16 protein-coding genes and 1 tRNA gene are annotated in these 14,248 nt (G+C 64.4%); 7 read left to right on the forward strand and 10 right to left on the reverse strand.

The window, feature by feature from the left end:
- Position 1: 1 nt before the first annotated feature.
- Positions 2-1,615: an ATP-binding protein gene (locus tag E0702_RS05565; RefSeq protein ID WP_132041992.1), complete on the forward strand. Its 1,614-nt coding sequence runs from the start codon at positions 2-4 to the stop codon at positions 1,613-1,615.
- 2 nt (positions 1,616-1,617) lie between these two features.
- On the opposite strand, the gene E0702_RS05570 is transcribed toward E0702_RS05565, so the two are convergent.
- Positions 1,618-2,532, reverse strand: a complete 915-nt coding sequence (locus tag E0702_RS05570) for a LysR family transcriptional regulator (RefSeq protein WP_132041993.1) — start codon at positions 2,530-2,532, stop codon at positions 1,618-1,620.
- 261 nt (positions 2,533-2,793) lie between these two features.
- On the opposite strand from E0702_RS05570, the gene E0702_RS05575 reads away from it, so the two are divergent.
- Together E0702_RS05575 and E0702_RS05580 are read left to right on the forward strand one after the other, a co-directional pair.
- On the forward strand, positions 2,794-3,489 hold the full coding sequence (locus E0702_RS05575; protein ID WP_132041994.1) for a C-type lysozyme, inhibitor: 696 nt from the start codon (positions 2,794-2,796) through the stop codon (positions 3,487-3,489).
- A gap of 190 nt (positions 3,490-3,679) precedes the next feature.
- Positions 3,680-4,288 carry an FMN-dependent NADH-azoreductase gene (locus E0702_RS05580; protein ID WP_132041995.1) on the forward strand — a complete coding sequence of 203 codons (609 nt, stop codon included), beginning with the start codon at positions 3,680-3,682 and terminating at the stop codon, positions 4,286-4,288.
- Positions 4,289-4,401: 113 nt separating this feature from the next.
- Here E0702_RS05580 and E0702_RS05585 read toward each other — a convergent pair whose 3' ends face one another.
- Entirely contained in the window at positions 4,402-4,938 is a 537-nt protein-coding gene (locus E0702_RS05585; protein ID WP_132041996.1) for a DNA-3-methyladenine glycosylase I, read from the reverse strand.
- 98 nt (positions 4,939-5,036) lie between these two features.
- Here E0702_RS05585 and gloA point away from each other — a divergent pair, with 98 nt between their 5' ends.
- Together gloA and E0702_RS05595 are read left to right on the forward strand one after the other, a co-directional pair.
- Positions 5,037-5,477: a lactoylglutathione lyase gene (gene gloA / locus E0702_RS05590; protein WP_132041997.1), complete on the forward strand. Its 441-nt coding sequence runs from the start codon at positions 5,037-5,039 to the stop codon at positions 5,475-5,477.
- A gap of 26 nt (positions 5,478-5,503) precedes the next feature.
- Entirely contained in the window at positions 5,504-5,947 is a 444-nt protein-coding gene (locus tag E0702_RS05595) for an META domain-containing protein (protein WP_132042082.1), read from the forward strand.
- A 128-nt stretch (positions 5,948-6,075) separates the two neighbouring features.
- Here the strand turns inward: E0702_RS05595 and secF are convergent, their stop codons facing one another.
- The 5 genes from secF to queA all read right to left on the reverse strand — a co-directional run bounded on the left by secF (position 6,076) and on the right by queA (position 11,654).
- Positions 6,076-6,999, reverse strand: a complete 924-nt coding sequence (gene secF / locus E0702_RS05600; protein ID WP_132041998.1) for a protein translocase subunit SecF — start codon at positions 6,997-6,999, stop codon at positions 6,076-6,078.
- A 9-nt stretch (positions 7,000-7,008) separates the two neighbouring features.
- Entirely contained in the window at positions 7,009-8,859 is a 1,851-nt protein-coding gene (gene secD / locus E0702_RS05605) for a protein translocase subunit SecD (RefSeq protein ID WP_132041999.1), read from the reverse strand.
- A 130-nt stretch (positions 8,860-8,989) separates the two neighbouring features.
- Entirely contained in the window at positions 8,990-9,322 is a 333-nt protein-coding gene (gene yajC, locus E0702_RS05610; RefSeq protein ID WP_132042000.1) for a preprotein translocase subunit YajC, read from the reverse strand.
- A 98-nt stretch (positions 9,323-9,420) separates the two neighbouring features.
- Positions 9,421-10,539 carry a tRNA guanosine(34) transglycosylase Tgt gene (tgt, locus tag E0702_RS05615; protein ID WP_205741893.1) on the reverse strand — a complete coding sequence of 373 codons (1,119 nt, stop codon included), beginning with the start codon at positions 10,537-10,539 and terminating at the stop codon, positions 9,421-9,423.
- Positions 10,540-10,613: 74 nt separating this feature from the next.
- Positions 10,614-11,654 (reverse strand): tRNA preQ1(34) S-adenosylmethionine ribosyltransferase-isomerase QueA, encoded by a 1,041-nt coding sequence (gene queA, locus E0702_RS05620; RefSeq protein ID WP_132042002.1) that lies wholly within the window; start codon positions 11,652-11,654, stop codon positions 10,614-10,616.
- 113 nt (positions 11,655-11,767) lie between these two features.
- Between queA and E0702_RS05625 the strand changes: the two genes are divergently transcribed.
- A tRNA-Leu gene (locus E0702_RS05625) sits at positions 11,768-11,854 on the forward strand.
- Positions 11,855-12,009: 155 nt separating this feature from the next.
- On the opposite strand, the gene E0702_RS05630 is transcribed toward E0702_RS05625, so the two are convergent.
- The 3 genes from E0702_RS05630 to E0702_RS19030 are packed head-to-tail and all read right to left on the reverse strand — an operon-like array spanning position 12,010 to position 13,592.
- A complete protein-coding gene (locus E0702_RS05630) occupies positions 12,010-12,834 on the reverse strand; it encodes a DUF1206 domain-containing protein (protein WP_132042003.1) in 825 nt (274 codons plus the stop codon).
- Between the two features lie 25 nt (positions 12,835-12,859).
- Positions 12,860-13,453: an exopolysaccharide biosynthesis protein gene (locus E0702_RS05635; RefSeq protein WP_132042004.1), complete on the reverse strand. Its 594-nt coding sequence runs from the start codon at positions 13,451-13,453 to the stop codon at positions 12,860-12,862.
- A complete protein-coding gene (locus tag E0702_RS19030; protein WP_165927489.1) occupies positions 13,443-13,592 on the reverse strand; it encodes a hypothetical protein in 150 nt (49 codons plus the stop codon). The genes E0702_RS05635 and E0702_RS19030 overlap by 11 nt, the downstream gene beginning before the upstream one ends.
- Before the next feature lie 235 nt (positions 13,593-13,827).
- Here E0702_RS19030 and rnk point away from each other — a divergent pair, with 235 nt between their 5' ends.
- Positions 13,828-14,241, forward strand: coding sequence for a nucleoside diphosphate kinase regulator (rnk, locus tag E0702_RS05640; RefSeq protein WP_132042005.1), 414 nt, complete (start codon positions 13,828-13,830; stop codon positions 14,239-14,241).
- Positions 14,242-14,248 lie beyond the last annotated feature (7 nt).

A 14,248-nucleotide genomic window follows, 5' to 3' on the forward strand; every position in this document is an offset into this window, starting at 1 on the left:
CATGCGCCGAGTCCTGGCCGACAGCACTTTTCTGCGTGTTTACCTGCTGCTGGCGCTGGCGCTGCTGCTGACCTTTGGGCTTGGCCTGCTGGGCGTGGCGCTGGTGGATCAGGTACGCCGAGAAGCTCATCGCGAGCAGTTGGCCGAGGCGCCGATGCATTTGCTGACCGAACAGCTCTCGAGGCTGCCGACCTCGGCGCATCAGACCTGGCTGGAAGCTCAAGGGAGGCGGCTGGATATGCAGGCCAGCATCGGGCTGCTGGAGGAGACCTCGCTGGGCTACTTCTCCCAGCGTCGCCTGGTTAATGGCAAGGTGCTGGTTCAAGCGCGCGACGATCAAGGCTGGCGGCTATATTCGCTGCTGCCCGGCGGTGAGCGCCTGCTGTGTGTCGAGCTCGTCAATCTGAGCGAGCATCAGCTGCGTGGCCTGACCGAGCTGTTTGGTGAATGGTTGATGGCGTTGCCGCCCTCCGAACGTCATTCGAGTCTCGAAGACATGACCCGCGGTAGCCTGTCGGTCTCTCTGCAGGAAGCGCCTCCCCAAGGGCTGGATGACTACCAGCTGCGCCGACTTACCGCCGGTGAGGTAGTGATCGAGTTGCTGCCTGGGCGCTGGTCGGTCGCGATCTATCTGGCCCTTCAAGAGCTTAGCGGCGATGCCAGTTGGCTGATGATCGGCCCGGTCCAGGCCTTTGAACCGATGCCGGGATCGCTGCAGCTCCTGCTCGTGCTGATCATGCTGGCGGTTCTGGGGGTGACCATCTATCTGATCGTGCGCGGCGTGGAAGCACGCATGGTGCGTCTGGAGCTGGCCGCGTCGCGCATCGCCGCCGGACGACTGGATACCCGGGTCAAGGTGGAGAGTGCTGACTTTATTGGACGTCTCGGCATGGCACTCAACGGCATGGCGGCTCAGGTGCAGTCGCTGCTGCGCGCCCAGCAGGACATGATTCGTGCGGTTTCCCACGAGTTGCGTACCCCGGTGGCTCGTATTCGCTTCGCCGTGCAGATGGTCGAGGACATGACCGATGACTCGGCGGTGCGTCGGCAGCTTCAGGGAGTCGATGGAGATATCCAGGAGCTCGATGATCTGATCGACGAGATTCTCACCTATGCTCGACTTGGCAGCGAGGCCATCAATGGTCGCGATATGAGTGCCGTGCCGGTGGAGTGTCGCGAGATGGCCGAGCGTGTCATCGAGGCGTTGGGCCTTCTTCATGACCGGCTGGCGCTCGACCTTGCCGAGGGGCCGAGAGTGGAGGTGCTGGCCGAGCCACGCTATTTACAGCGCGCGCTGCAAAATCTGGTGGCCAACGCCTGCCGCCATGCTCGCTCTCGCGTGCTGATCCGGCTGCAGCGTGAACCTGCCCTGGTCAGAATCGATGTGGAGGATGATGGGCCTGGCGTGCCGGTGGTCGAGCGTCAGTCGATCTTCAAGCCTTTCGCGCGTCTCGATGACAGTCGCACACGCAGCGCCGGCGGCTATGGCCTAGGGCTGTCCATCGTGCACAAGGTGATGAGCTGGCACGGTGGCAGTGTAAGCGTTGACGATAGCCCTGAGCTTGGCGGGGCGCGCTTCACCCTGCTGCTGCCCCAGCGAAGTGAGTTCGATTAGCCTCAGGCCGGCTTGATGCCATCGAGCACCGCGAAAGACGTTTCGCGAGCGGTTCGCAGGAAATCCTCCATCCATGGCGCCTGACGCGTCTCTTCGCGAATCGCCGCAAACAGCGTGCTCCAGACGCCCTTCTCGCCGAGTGTCACGGCCTTCACGTAGTCGCGCTCCAGGTACTCGGTCAGTGCCCAGTTGGGTAGTGCACAGACACCGCGGCCGCTGGCCACCAGTTGCATCATCATGATGGTCAGCTCGGCGGTGCGTACCTCCCTGGGCTGTATGCCTGCCGGGTCGAGGAACTGGGTGAAGACATCCAGACGCGAGTGTTCCACCGGGTAGGTGATCAGGGTCTCATCGCCGAGGGCCTCGGGGGTGACGAAGCCCTTGCCAGCTAGACGGTGTTGACGAGCGACTGCCAACAGACCCTCGTAGCGAAACAGCGGTTCGTAATGCACCCCGGGGAGCGGCTGGGGATCGGCGGTGATCACCAGGTCGAGCTGCTCTCGGGTCAGAGCCGGAAGTGGGTCGAAGTGGTGCCCGCCGGGGATATCGATCTCCACCTCCGGCCAGTGATCCCGGAAGTGGTCGATGGTGGGCATCAGCCACTGAAAGCAGCTATGGCACTCGATGGCCATATGCAGGCGCCCCTGTTCGTTGCCGGCGAGTCGTGCCAGGTCGCGCTCGGCCATTCGCACCTGGGGCAGCACCTGTTCGGCCAGGGTCAGCAACCGCTGCCCGGCTCGGGTGAACTCCACGGGACGCGTCTTGCGCACGAACAGCGGGCTGCCCAGGCGCTCCTCCAGATCCTTGATCTGGTGAGAGAGGGCCGACTGGGTCAGGTGCACCCGTTCGGCCGCCTCCACCAGGGAGCCGGCGTCGCGCAGGGCGATCAGTGTGCGGAGGTGTCGCAGCTCGAGCATGGGTGAGTCGCTTTCATTTTAAAGACTTGGAAGCTTAGTTTGATTCACTGTTAATGGCCAGTCGGAATCCCTCATATGCGCCATGTGAATCGATGTAGTCATGATAAAGGGCCATGCCCCTGGCCATCATGGAGGAGCGGCCGCTGAACGGCGGCGTCGCCAGGGCCGAGATCATCACCCGGGCCGTGATGGAGGCCGGGGGTTGTGGGGGCTGTTATGCTTGGCTCCGTCATGAAATCCTGATTCTCGCGAGGAGATGCCGTGTTCCGCCTTCACGTATTCGCCGCCCTGGGCCTGTCACTGCTGCTGACAGGTTGTGCCACCGCCCCGGCGCCGATCACCACCGATGCGCATGCACCGCTGTTGCCCTCGACCCTCTTTCCCGGCGATGCCGAGGCCTTTACCGCCTGGCGGTGTTCGCCGGACCAGGGAGTGGTAACCGCCGCCGCCGAGGACGAGTTGAGAGTGTGGTCGACCCATGGCGCCTGGCGGCTCACGCCTGCGGTGGTCGCCGGTGGGGAGCGCTACGAGCAGGGGGAGTTGAGCTTCTGGCGCACGGCCGATGGTGCCGTCGTCGAGTCGCCGCATGGGCGGCTGATGTGCCAGGCGAGCATGCGCCGCCTGGCGCTGACTCGCGAACAGCGCCCCGGAGTGATGTTCCATGCCCGCGGCAATGAACCGGGCTGGATGGCAAGCCTTGCCCACGACCGACCCGAAGTGCTCCTCAGCCTCGATTACGGCAGTCGTGAGCAACGCCTTCCCTACCGTGTCATCCAGATGGATAACGAAGCGGGGAGGGTGGTCCTCGCCAGCGGTCGTGGTGATACCCCCTTCGAACTGCGAATCGAGGCGCGGGCCTGCTTCGATGATATGAGCGGCGAGCCCTTCCCGTCCCGTGTCACCCTGAGCGTGGGGGGCGAGCAGTATCGAGGCTGTGGTCAGGGTATTGCCCCTTGAGCGAGGAGACCCCTGGGGGCGAGGCTTGTCTGTTCCGGCCAGACCACTGGCCGGCTGGACGAGGGTGCCCCCGATAATAGCCTTTTGTTCGTTTATTTCGAACATATCGCGCGTTTTTATGCGCTTTTTATTTCACTTCGTTCATCTATCATGGTGGTCATTCACTTTCATCTGATCCAGGGAGACCTCCATGACCACTCGTGTCCTAATGCTTACCGCCTCCATTCTCGCCGAAAATGGTCAGTCGAAGGCCCTCGCCGACCACTTCATCGCCAGGACCGAGGCGCGTGATGGAGTGGAGGTCACCCATCGCGACCTGGTGGCCGAGGAGCTGCCGCATCTGGGGCTGGCCGAGCTGGGTAGCTGGCAGGTCCCCGCGGAAGAGCGCAGCGATGAACAGCGTGAGCTGGTCGCTCGCTCCGACGCCCTGATCGCCGAGCTTCACGACCACGACGTGATCGTCCTGGCGGTACCGATGTACAACCTTGGCATCCCCAGCCAGCTCAAGTCCTGGTTCGACCGCGTGATGCGCGCCGGGGTAACCTTCCGCTACACCGAGAATGGCCCCCAGGGTCTGGTGGAGGGCAAACGGGCGGTGATCCTGGCGGCGCGGGGCGGTCAGTATGCCGGCACCGAGAAGGATACCCAGACACCGCATCTCAAGCTGATGCTGGGCATGATGGGCATCACCGAGGTGGACAGCGTGTTTGCAGAGGGGCTCAACATGGGTGGGAATCATCGCGAGAACGCGCTCAGGGAGGCCCGTCAGGCCATCGATGGCCTGGTGGATCGCCTGTAACTCCAGTTACCGGCCCTTGAGCTGGAGCACTCGGACACAACACAGCGGGGCGGCCATCGGGCCGCCCCGCTGTGTGTCGGCTGTTCATTGGCGGCGTGGGCAAGCGGACCGGCTCAGCTGCGGGTCCAGGGTGGGGCGGCTGCGAGGATGCGCGCCTGCACCGGGCAGTCATCACGGTGGGCGCCGGGCAGGTAGCCGGTACTCATCAGGAATTCGCCGGTGATCTCCGGACCGGTGAACTTGAAGGTGCGCTTGAAGAGCCTGACCCAGTCGCCATGACTCAGTGGGTGGTGCTGATCGAGCCAGCCACGAAAGTCGCCGTGGCGAGCCTGCAGGGTCTGGATAACGCCGGCGTTGTGGATGACCGCCTCGATCTTGAGGCGGTTGCGGATGATGCCGACATCGTCGAGCAGCCGCCGGCGTTCCGTCTCCCCGTAGCGCGCCACCCGATCGATGGAAAAATCCTCGAAGGCGAGCCGGAAGGCCTCGCGCTTCTTCAGTACGGTGAGCCAGGAGAGCCCTGCCTGGTTGATCTCCAGCGCCAGGCGCTCGAAGAGGGCATCATCGTCGCCCACCGGGAAGCCGTACTCGTGGTCGTGGTAGGGGCCGTGGAAGGGGTGCCCTGGGGCCAGATCACAGTACTCGCTCATGGACGGGGTCCCCTCTCTGAGTAATCCATCGAGTCATTACACCTCCCTTCTGTTGGGGTTTACACTGGGTGCTTACGCTACACGACAAGGAGTCTCACATGCAGTACCTGCATACCATGGTGCGCGTCAGCGACCTCGATGCGTCGCTGCGTTTCTATTGTGACCTGCTGGGCCTCAAGGAGGTGCGTCGCAAGGAGAACGACAAGGGGCGCTTCACCCTGGTCTTCCTGGCCGCCCCCGAGGATGAGGCCCGCTCGGCGGAGCTCAAGGCGCCGGAGCTGGAGCTGACCTACAACTGGGACCCCGAGGAGTACGATGGTGGGCGCAACTTCGGCCACCTGGCCTACCGCGTGGATGATATCTACGCGCTCTGCGAGAAGCTGCAGGAGGCCGGCGTGACCATCAATCGCCCGCCCCGAGATGGCCATATGGCCTTCGTGCGAAGCCCCGACGGCATTTCGGTGGAGCTGTTGCAGAAGGGCGAGGCACTGCCGCCCCGCGAGCCCTGGGCATCCATGGAGAACACCGGCACATGGTAACCGTGACGCGCATGACCCGGGCGCGCATGATCCGGGCGGTGGCATCACTGTCGGCGCTCTCTGCGCTGGTCCTGCTGGCCGGCTGTAGCAGTCATGCACCGGCGCCTGGCGAGCCGGTCGACGGTGAGCTGAGCGGCCCGGTGGTGGAGCAGCGCTGGAATCTGCTGCTGGTGGGCACCAGCGAGCGGCTGTCGATGCCCGAGACCCCCTGGTTCGAGATCGGCCGTGACGGTCGCCTGGTCGGCAGCGACGGCTGCAACGAGATGCATGGCCAGGTGCGTCTCGGGGATAGCCAACGCATCGAGGTCACCGAACTTGCCACCACCCGTCGTGGCTGCCCCCAGCTGGATGACGCCGCACGGGTCACCACCATGCTGGAGAGCGCCTACCGCTACCTGATCGATCACGATCGCCTGGTGTTCTTCGGTCCCGACCAGCGGGTGCTGGGGGGCTGGCGAGAGGCCAACTGAGACGGTTCCGGGGCCTGTGTTCCGGCCTATGGGAAACGGAAAAGGGAAGCTGAAAAGAGAAGCGCCCCGCCGAGCTGACGTTCAACTGCTTGGCGGGGCGCTTGCGTTGCGGCTTGTCGGCATGTTGCCTACGGCAGCTCTTCGGCCTCCGGGTCCTCCTTCTGTGCCGGGATCAGATCCTCGCGATTCAGCTTGATCGCGATCAGCAGTGCCGAGGCTACATAGATGGAGGAGAAGGTGCCGATTACCACGCCGATGATCAGGGCGATGGCGAAGCCCTCGATCATGTCGCCACCCAGCAGCAGCAGGGCGACCAGCACCAGCAGGGTAGTGCCGGAGGTGGCGAGGGTGCGCGACAGGGTCTGGTTGAGCGAGTCGTTGAAGATCGCCGGCATGTCGTCGATGCGTGACTTGCGGATGTTCTCGCGGATGCGGTCGTAGACCACGATGGTGTCATTGAGCGAGTAGCCGATCACCGCCAGCACGGCAGCCAGCACGGTCAGGTCAAACTCGATCTGGAACAGCGAGAAGGCACCGACCACGATGATCACGTCATGCATCAGGGCCAGCAGTGCGCCGACCGCGAACTTGTACTGGAAGCGGAAGGCCACGTAGAGCATCACGATGCCCAGCGCCACCAGCAGCCCGAGACCGGACTGGTCGCGCAGCTGGTCACCCACCTGGGCGCCGACGAACTCGGCGCGAACCAGGCTGACCTCCTCGCCGCCATGGCGCAGCAGCTCCACCACACGGTCGCCGACGTCGGCATCGAAGGCCTGCTGCAGACGAATCAGTACCTCATTGGCGGCGCCGAAGGTCTGCACCGAGACGTCGCGGAACTCGGCGGATTCCAGCGTCTGGCGTACTGCATCCAGGGAGGGCGCCACGGCGTAGCGCACCTCCACCAGAGTGCCGCCGGTGAAGTCCAGGCCCAGGCTGAGCTGCTGGAACAGCAGCGAGACGAGGGATGCCAAAATCAGCAGGGCGGAGATCCCGAAGGCGATCTTCCGCTTGCTCATGAAGTCAATCTGTCGATTGGGCAGGCTTTTCATGATCACCTCTTATATCCAGAGCTTCTTGACCGGCTTGCCGCCATAGACGAGATTCACCATGGCGCGGGTCACCATCAGGGCGGTGAACAGCGAGGTGAGAATACCCAGCGACAGGGTCACGGCGAAGCCCTTGACCGGTCCGGTGCCGATCGAGAATAGAATCACCGCCACCAGCAGGGTGGTGATGTTGGCGTCGACGATGGAGGTGAAGGCGCGCTCGTAGCCTGCGTGTATCGCCTGCTGTACCGAGAGGCCCGTGCGCAGTTCCTCGCGTATTCGCTCGAAGATCAGCACGTTGGCGTCCACAGCCATGCCCAGGGTCAGCACGATGCCGGCGATGCCGGGCAGGGTCAGGGTGGCGCCGAGCATCGACATCGCCGCCACCAGCAGGGTCAGGTTGAGGGCCAGGGCCAGATTGGCGAAGATGCCGAACACCTTGTAGCGGATCAGCATGAACAGCACCACCAGCAGCAGGCCAATCTGCACCGACATCACCCCGCGCTTGATGTTCTCCGCCCCGAGGCTTGGGCCGATGGTACGTTCCTGCACGAAGTAGATCGGCGCGGCCAGCGAACCCGAGCGCAGCAGCAGCGAGAGCTCCGCCGCCTCGGTGGGCGAGTCGAGCCCGGTGATGCGAAAGCTGTTGCCCAGGGCGCTCTGGATGGTGGCCAGACTGATGATGCCGCGTTCGGTATAGGGGTCGCGCACCACCGTCTTCTCGCCATCGACCACCTTCACGCTATCGCGGGTCTTGTGTTCGATATAGACCACCGCCATGTTGCGGCCGATGTTGGTGCGGGTGGCGCGGTTCATCAGGGTGCCGCCGGTGCCGTCCAGGTTGATGTTGACCTGGGGGCGGCCGTTCTCGTCGAAGCTGCGGTTGGCGTTGGAGACCTGGTCACCGGTGATGATCACGTCGCGCATCAGATCGGCACTGCGCGAAGGCGTATTCCGAAACGCCAGGGTCTCTATCTCGCTGTCGGGCGTATCGGGACGTGCCTCGAGGCGGAACTCCAGGTTGGCGGTGGCACCGACGATGCGCTTGGCCTCCGCCGTGTCCTGAACCCCGGGTAGCTCGACCACGATGCGATCCGGCCCCTGGCGCTGTACCAGCGGCTCTGCCACGCCCAGTTCGTTTACCCGGTTACGCAGGGTGGTCAGGTTCTGGTTGATGGCGTAGTCCTGAATCGCGTTGACCGCCTGGTCTGTCAGGGTCATGGCCAGGGCGGCACCGCGCCCATCCCCGAGGTTCTCGTACTGGAAATCGGGGAACTCGCGGCTGATCAGGCTGCGTGCGGTGTTGCGGTCCTCGGCATCGATGAAGGTGAACGTCAGGGTTCGCCCATCGATCCGGGTATCACGGTAACGAATGCGCTCGTCGCGTAGTTGTTCGCGTATGGCGCTGGCATTGACTTCCAGGCGCTGATTCACGGCGGCCGCCATGTCCACTTCCAGCAGGAAGTGCACGCCACCACGCAGGTCGAGCCCCAGGGTCATGGGGGAGGCGGAGAGCGACTGCAGCCACGCCGGGGTCGATTCGGCCAGGTTGAGGGCGACCACATACTCTTCGCCGAGCATCGCGGCGACGCGATCGCGGGCGGCGAGCTGGGCATCGGGGTTGCCCAGACGCAGCAGGGTGCTGGTCGGACTGCGTTCGACGTTCTTGATCTCGATGCCGGCATCGGCCAGGGATGACTGGATGCGCTCGAGCTGGCGCTCATCGACGGTGGCATCACCGCGCTCGCTGCTGATCTGAATCGCCGGATCTTCAGGGAACAGATTGGGTAACGAGTAGACCAGGCCGACGAGCAGGACGATGAGTATCAGCAGATACTTCCACAGGGGATAACGGTTGAGCATGCGGGCCCTGTCCTAGGTTGCTGACGAAGGGGGAGCTGACGCGATCACACTACGGTCGCCACCGGCATGGCCGGCGGCGGTCGAAGGTCGGCGCCGGCGTGCGAGATGCCGGCACCGGGCAGGAAACGGGTCAGATGGACTTGATGGTGCCCTTGGGCAGCACGGCGGCCACGGCGTTCTTCTGCACGTTGACCTGGGTGCCCTCGGCAATCTCCATGGTCAGGAATTCGCTGTCGTCGCTGACCTTGGTGATGCGGCCGAGCATGCCGCCGCCGATGACGATCTCGTCACCCTTGGCGAGGCCGGCGATAAGCTGCTTGTGCTGCTTGGCACGCTTGGCCTGGGGGCGCCACAGCAGGAAGTAGAAGATGGCAACGAAGCCGACCAGCATGACGATCTGGGCGATGCCGCCACCGGCGGGGGCATCCTGGGCATAGGCCGGGGCGATGAAGAAATCCAGCATTGATGAGGGTCTCCTGATTGGGGTAGGTAAGGGGGCTGTCTCTTTCGCGAGGCAGTCGAAACCGGTACCGGGCCCTGAAGAACCGGTACCGGTTGCCGTCAATTCGGGGCGGGAGGCACCGGCAGGCCGCGCCGGGCATAGAAGCCTTCCACGAAGTTCGCCAATGTACCCGCTTCAATGGCACCGCGCAAACCGGCCATCAGTCGCTGGTAGTGGCGCAGGTTATGGATGGTATTGAGCATCGAACCGAGCATTTCACCGCAGCGATCCAGATGGTGCAGATAGGCACGGGAGAAGTGCTGACAGGTATAACAGTCGCACTCTTCATCCAGCGGGCCGGTGTCGTGGCGGTGGCGGGCGTTGCGGATCTTCACGGTGCCCGTGGCGGTAAACAGATGGCCGTTGCGGGCGTTGCGGGTCGGCATCACGCAGTCGAACATGTCGACGCCGCGGCGCACGCCTTCCACCAGGTCCTCGGGCTTGCCCACCCCCATCAGGTAGCGGGGCTTGTCCTCGGGCATCCAGCCGGGCAGGTAGTCGAGTACCCGGATCATCTCCTCCTTGGGTTCGCCCACCGAGAGCCCACCGATGGCCAGGCCATCGAAGCCGATCTTGATCAGCCCCTCGAGGGAGCGTTCGCGGAGTTCGGGATACATGCCGCCCTGGATAATGCCGAACAGGGCCGAGGGGGAGCTGCCATGGGCATCGCGTGAGCGTTCTGCCCAGCGCAGCGAGCGCTCCATGGAGAGCCGTGCTTCCTTCTCGGTAGCCGGGTAGGGGGTGCACTCATCGAAGATCATCACCACGTCGGAGCCCAGCGAGCGCTGCACCGCCATGGACTCCTCGGGGCCCATGAAGACCTTGGCGCCATCCACCGGCGAGCGGAAGTGGACGCCCTGCTCGGTGATCTTGCGCATGGCGCCCAGGGAGAAGACCTGGAAGCCGCCGGAGTCGGTAAGGATCGGCTTGTGCCACTGGGCAAAGTCGTGCAGGTCGCCGTGGCCCTCGATCACCTCCATGCCGGGGCGCAGCCAGAGGTGGAAGGTATTGCCGAGGATGATCTCGGCGCCGATCTCCTCGACCGACTGGGGCGTCATCCCCTTGACGGTGCCATAGGTGCCCACCGGCATGAAGGCAGGGGTCTCGACGCTGCCTCGGGGAAAGGTGAGGCGGCCGCGGCGCGCCCGGCCATCGCTGGCCAGGCGCTCGAAGGTCATGAAGCATTCGTTACGCATGTGAGTCTCGAAATTGGGCGCATCGGGTGCGTTGACGGAGCAGGAGGTTGGGCGAGTCAGGAGCCCTGGCGGGTCAAAAACATGGCATCGCCATAACTAAAGAAGGCGTAGCACTTGGCGACCGCCTCGCGATAGGCCGCGAGGGTGGTGTCGTACCCGGCGAAGGAGGCCACCAGCATCAGCAGGGTGGACTCCGGCAGGTGGAAGTTGGTGATCAGGGCATCGACGCAGCGCCATTCGTAGCCCGGATAGATGAAGATATCGGTCTCGCCGCGATAGGGGGCGATCTCGCCATCCGTGCTCTTGGCGCAGGCACTCTCCAGGCAGCGTACGCTGGTGGTGCCCACGGCGATGACGCGGCGGCCGGACGCGCGGGCGGCCTCTATCTTGGCGCAGGTCTCCTCGCTCACCTCCAGCCACTCGCTGTGCATCTGGTGTTCGCGGATATTATCGACGCGTACCGGCTGGAAGGTGCCGGCCCCCACGTGAAGGGTGACGAAGGCGCGCTCGATACCCTTTTCGGCCAGCCGCTCGAGCAGGGGCTCGTCGAAGTGCAGCCCCGCGGTGGGGGCGGCGACTGCGCCATCGCGTCGTGCATAGACGGTCTGGTAGCGCTCGCGGTCGCTGCGCTCGTCGTCGCGGTCGATATAGGGCGGCAGCGGCATATGGCCATGGCGCTCGAGAAGCTCGATCAGCGGCGTCTCGCCGAGGAAGCGCAGCTCGAACAGGGCGTCGCGGCGACCCTCCACCACGGCCCGGACGTCGCCCTCGAAGACCAGCTCGGTGCCGGGCTTGGGTGACTTGCTGGAGCGCAAGTGGGCCAGGCCGCGGTGAGCATCCAGGAGGCGCTCGAGCAGCATCTCCACCCTGCCTCCGCTGGCCTTGTGACCATGGAGCCGCGCCGGGATCACCCGGGTGTCGTTGAACACCAGCAGATCGCCCGGTTCGAGAATCTCGAGCAGATCCGGGAAGCGGCGGTGGGATAGCTCCCCGCTCGGGCCATCCACGCACAGCAGCCGGCAGTCGGTACGCTGCTCGGAGGGGTAGCGGGCGATAAGCTCGTCGGGAAGCTCGAAATGGAAGTCGGCTCGCTGCATGCGGTTCGGGGTCCGGTGGTGTCTGGCAAGCCGCCTAGGATACCGGCTTGGTCGCCTGAAGTCAGGTCCGCGATTGACCTGCGGCCGGGTGTACGTATAATGCCTCGCGCGTTGCCGGCGTGGCGGAATTGGTAGACGCAGCGGATTCAAAATCCGCCGGGGGCAACCTCTTGTCGGTTCGAGTCCGACCGCCGGTACCACTTCCAGAACAGCCGCCTACGAGCGGCTGTTCGCGTTTCTAGCCCTTCTCTTTCACCTTGCCCCGCCCTCGTGCAGTGTCCTCTTCTGCGCCGACTCGGCCATCGGGTGCTGAGTAGCGTTCACACCCACTCCCGGGGGGGGAGGCGTGCATGAATCAGTCGACGCTGGTGTCCCGAAAGGCGGCGTTGATCAGGCAGTAGAGGCCGTAGCTGAACAGGCCGAGAGCCACTGCACCGAGCAGCCAGGGACCGAAGGGACGGGCGGCCAGCACCGTCAGCGCGCCACCGAGGCCCTGGGCCTGGCTGGGGTCTGTTTGCCAGGCCGCCAGGCACAGGAACAGGCCGATGATCATGAAGACCACGCCCCGTGCCAGGAGGCCCCAGCGGGTAATGCCCTCGAAGAAACGGCGCTGGCCGGTCGACATCTGGCGATGATGCCAGTTGTCGAGGTAGCTTCGGGTGATGGCTCGCCATAGCTGGCGCAGGCCGACTCCCAGGAATGCCAGGCCGACACAGAAGACCAGAATGACACCTCCCTGGTGACTCATCAGCAGGGCCGTACGGTCCTGGGCGGCAGTGTCGCCCGATGACATCGCCGCATTGCGCAGCAGGTCGATGCAGTAGACCCCGAGGCTGGCGTGGGTCAGGCTGCTGACCGTGAAGCCCAGACGCGTGACGACGCCCTTGGCTCCGCGGCCAGCGTCCTCGCTGTCCAGCAGGGCCTGCAGCAGTCGCCAGAGAGCATAGGCGAACAGCCCGGCGCCGAGCAGTCCCACCATGGTGTCCCCGAATGGACGTTGGATCAGCTGGTTGATGGACTCCTTGGTGCCCGCATGCTCACCTCCCAGGCCGGTTGCGGCCAGCACGGCCAGGCCCCCGATCAGCAGATAGACGACTCCCTTGGCGATATAGCCGATGCGCGCCGCCACGGAGAGCCCCCGCTTGAGATGCTTCTTGGGATGAGAGCTGGGAGGTGTCATGGGGACTCCGTATCGCAGGTGTGACTCAGGTCAGGCTGAAGACGACCACGGCCAGGGTGCCACCGGTGAGCAGATAGCCCGCCAGGGCGAACAGGCCATCGTCGGCGAGCAGGGCCAGACCGAACAGGGTCAGCGCGAGACCGGCGCCGTTGGCACTGAAGGGGATGAACTCCATGGGCGGCATGGCCAGTGCGATCACCAGGCAGACCACGGCCACGACAACATGGGCCGGGGGGCGGGTCAAAGCGGTCAGGCGCTGATGCAGCAACCGGTCCGTCCAGCCGGCGGGGTGTTCCAGCCAGCCCAGCAGGCGGTGAAAGCGCTCGCGCGAGATGCGGCGCTCCAGCAGCCATCGCGGTAGCCAGATGCGTCGCCGCCCCAGCAGGAGTTGACCGCCCGCCAGCAACACCAGGCTCGCCATCAGTGTCGGCATGCCCGGGATATCGCCGACCAGGGGAGCCAGCGTTATCAGGCCGGCGAGCAGCAGGAAGGGAGCGAAACTGCGACGCCCGACCGTCTCCAGAATGGCACCAAGGCTGATGCTGCCTTCATGCTGGCCGGCCTGTCTGACCCGTGCCAGCAGGCCGCTCAGACTGGTGGGGCCGCGCTCAGCGTCCACGGCGGGTCACCAGTAACAGGATTCCCAGCAGGATCAGTGCCGGGCCGACGAAACCGGCAGGGCTGGCGACTTGCCAGCCCATGATGGGAAGCAGTATGCCCAGTCCGATCATCAGCCAGGCGAACGGTCGAATTGACATGACATCTTCCGTTTTCAAGTGGGCTTCCATTCTAGTCGGTCGCATAGCAGGCTGCAGCCCGCCATGCGGGGTGAACTGCGCGCGAATGGACTGAATGATGCAAGGACTGTTGCGGCGTCGCGGGATGTCGTATGGTGGAACTTTGCAGTCCTTCGCCCACTCGCGGGTGAGGGACTGTCTTTGTTGGTTTTCTTGGTAAGCGCCAATGATCGTTTATCAGCGTGCAGGAGGTGTCATGCTGTCTCGTCCCCCTATTACCATCAATCGGCTCGATGCCGATCGTCTGCAGCGTCTCATTGATGAGGCCAGCGACAAGGACCGCTTTGTGGCCGATGCTCTCGAGGAAGAGCTCGAGCGTGGCGAGGTGGTAGATCCCGAGGAAATTCCCGAGGATGTGGTCAGCATGAATAGCCGCGTCCAGTTCACCGATCTGAAACGCGACCGTCAGATGACGCGCACCCTGGTCTACCCCCATTCGATGGGTGAGGTGGAGGATGCCATCTCGGTGATGGCGCCGGTAGGTGCCGGTCTGATCGGCCAGCGGGTCGGTGACACCATCGACTGGCCGCTGCCCGACGGTGGTCAGGTGCATCTGCGGATAGATGCCGTTCTGTGGCAGCCCGAACGCGAGAAGCAGTACCACCGCTGAGGCCGCC

The organism is Halomonas marinisediminis (assembly GCF_004347715.1).
GTDB lineage: Bacteria > Pseudomonadota > Gammaproteobacteria > Pseudomonadales > Halomonadaceae > Halomonas > Halomonas icarae.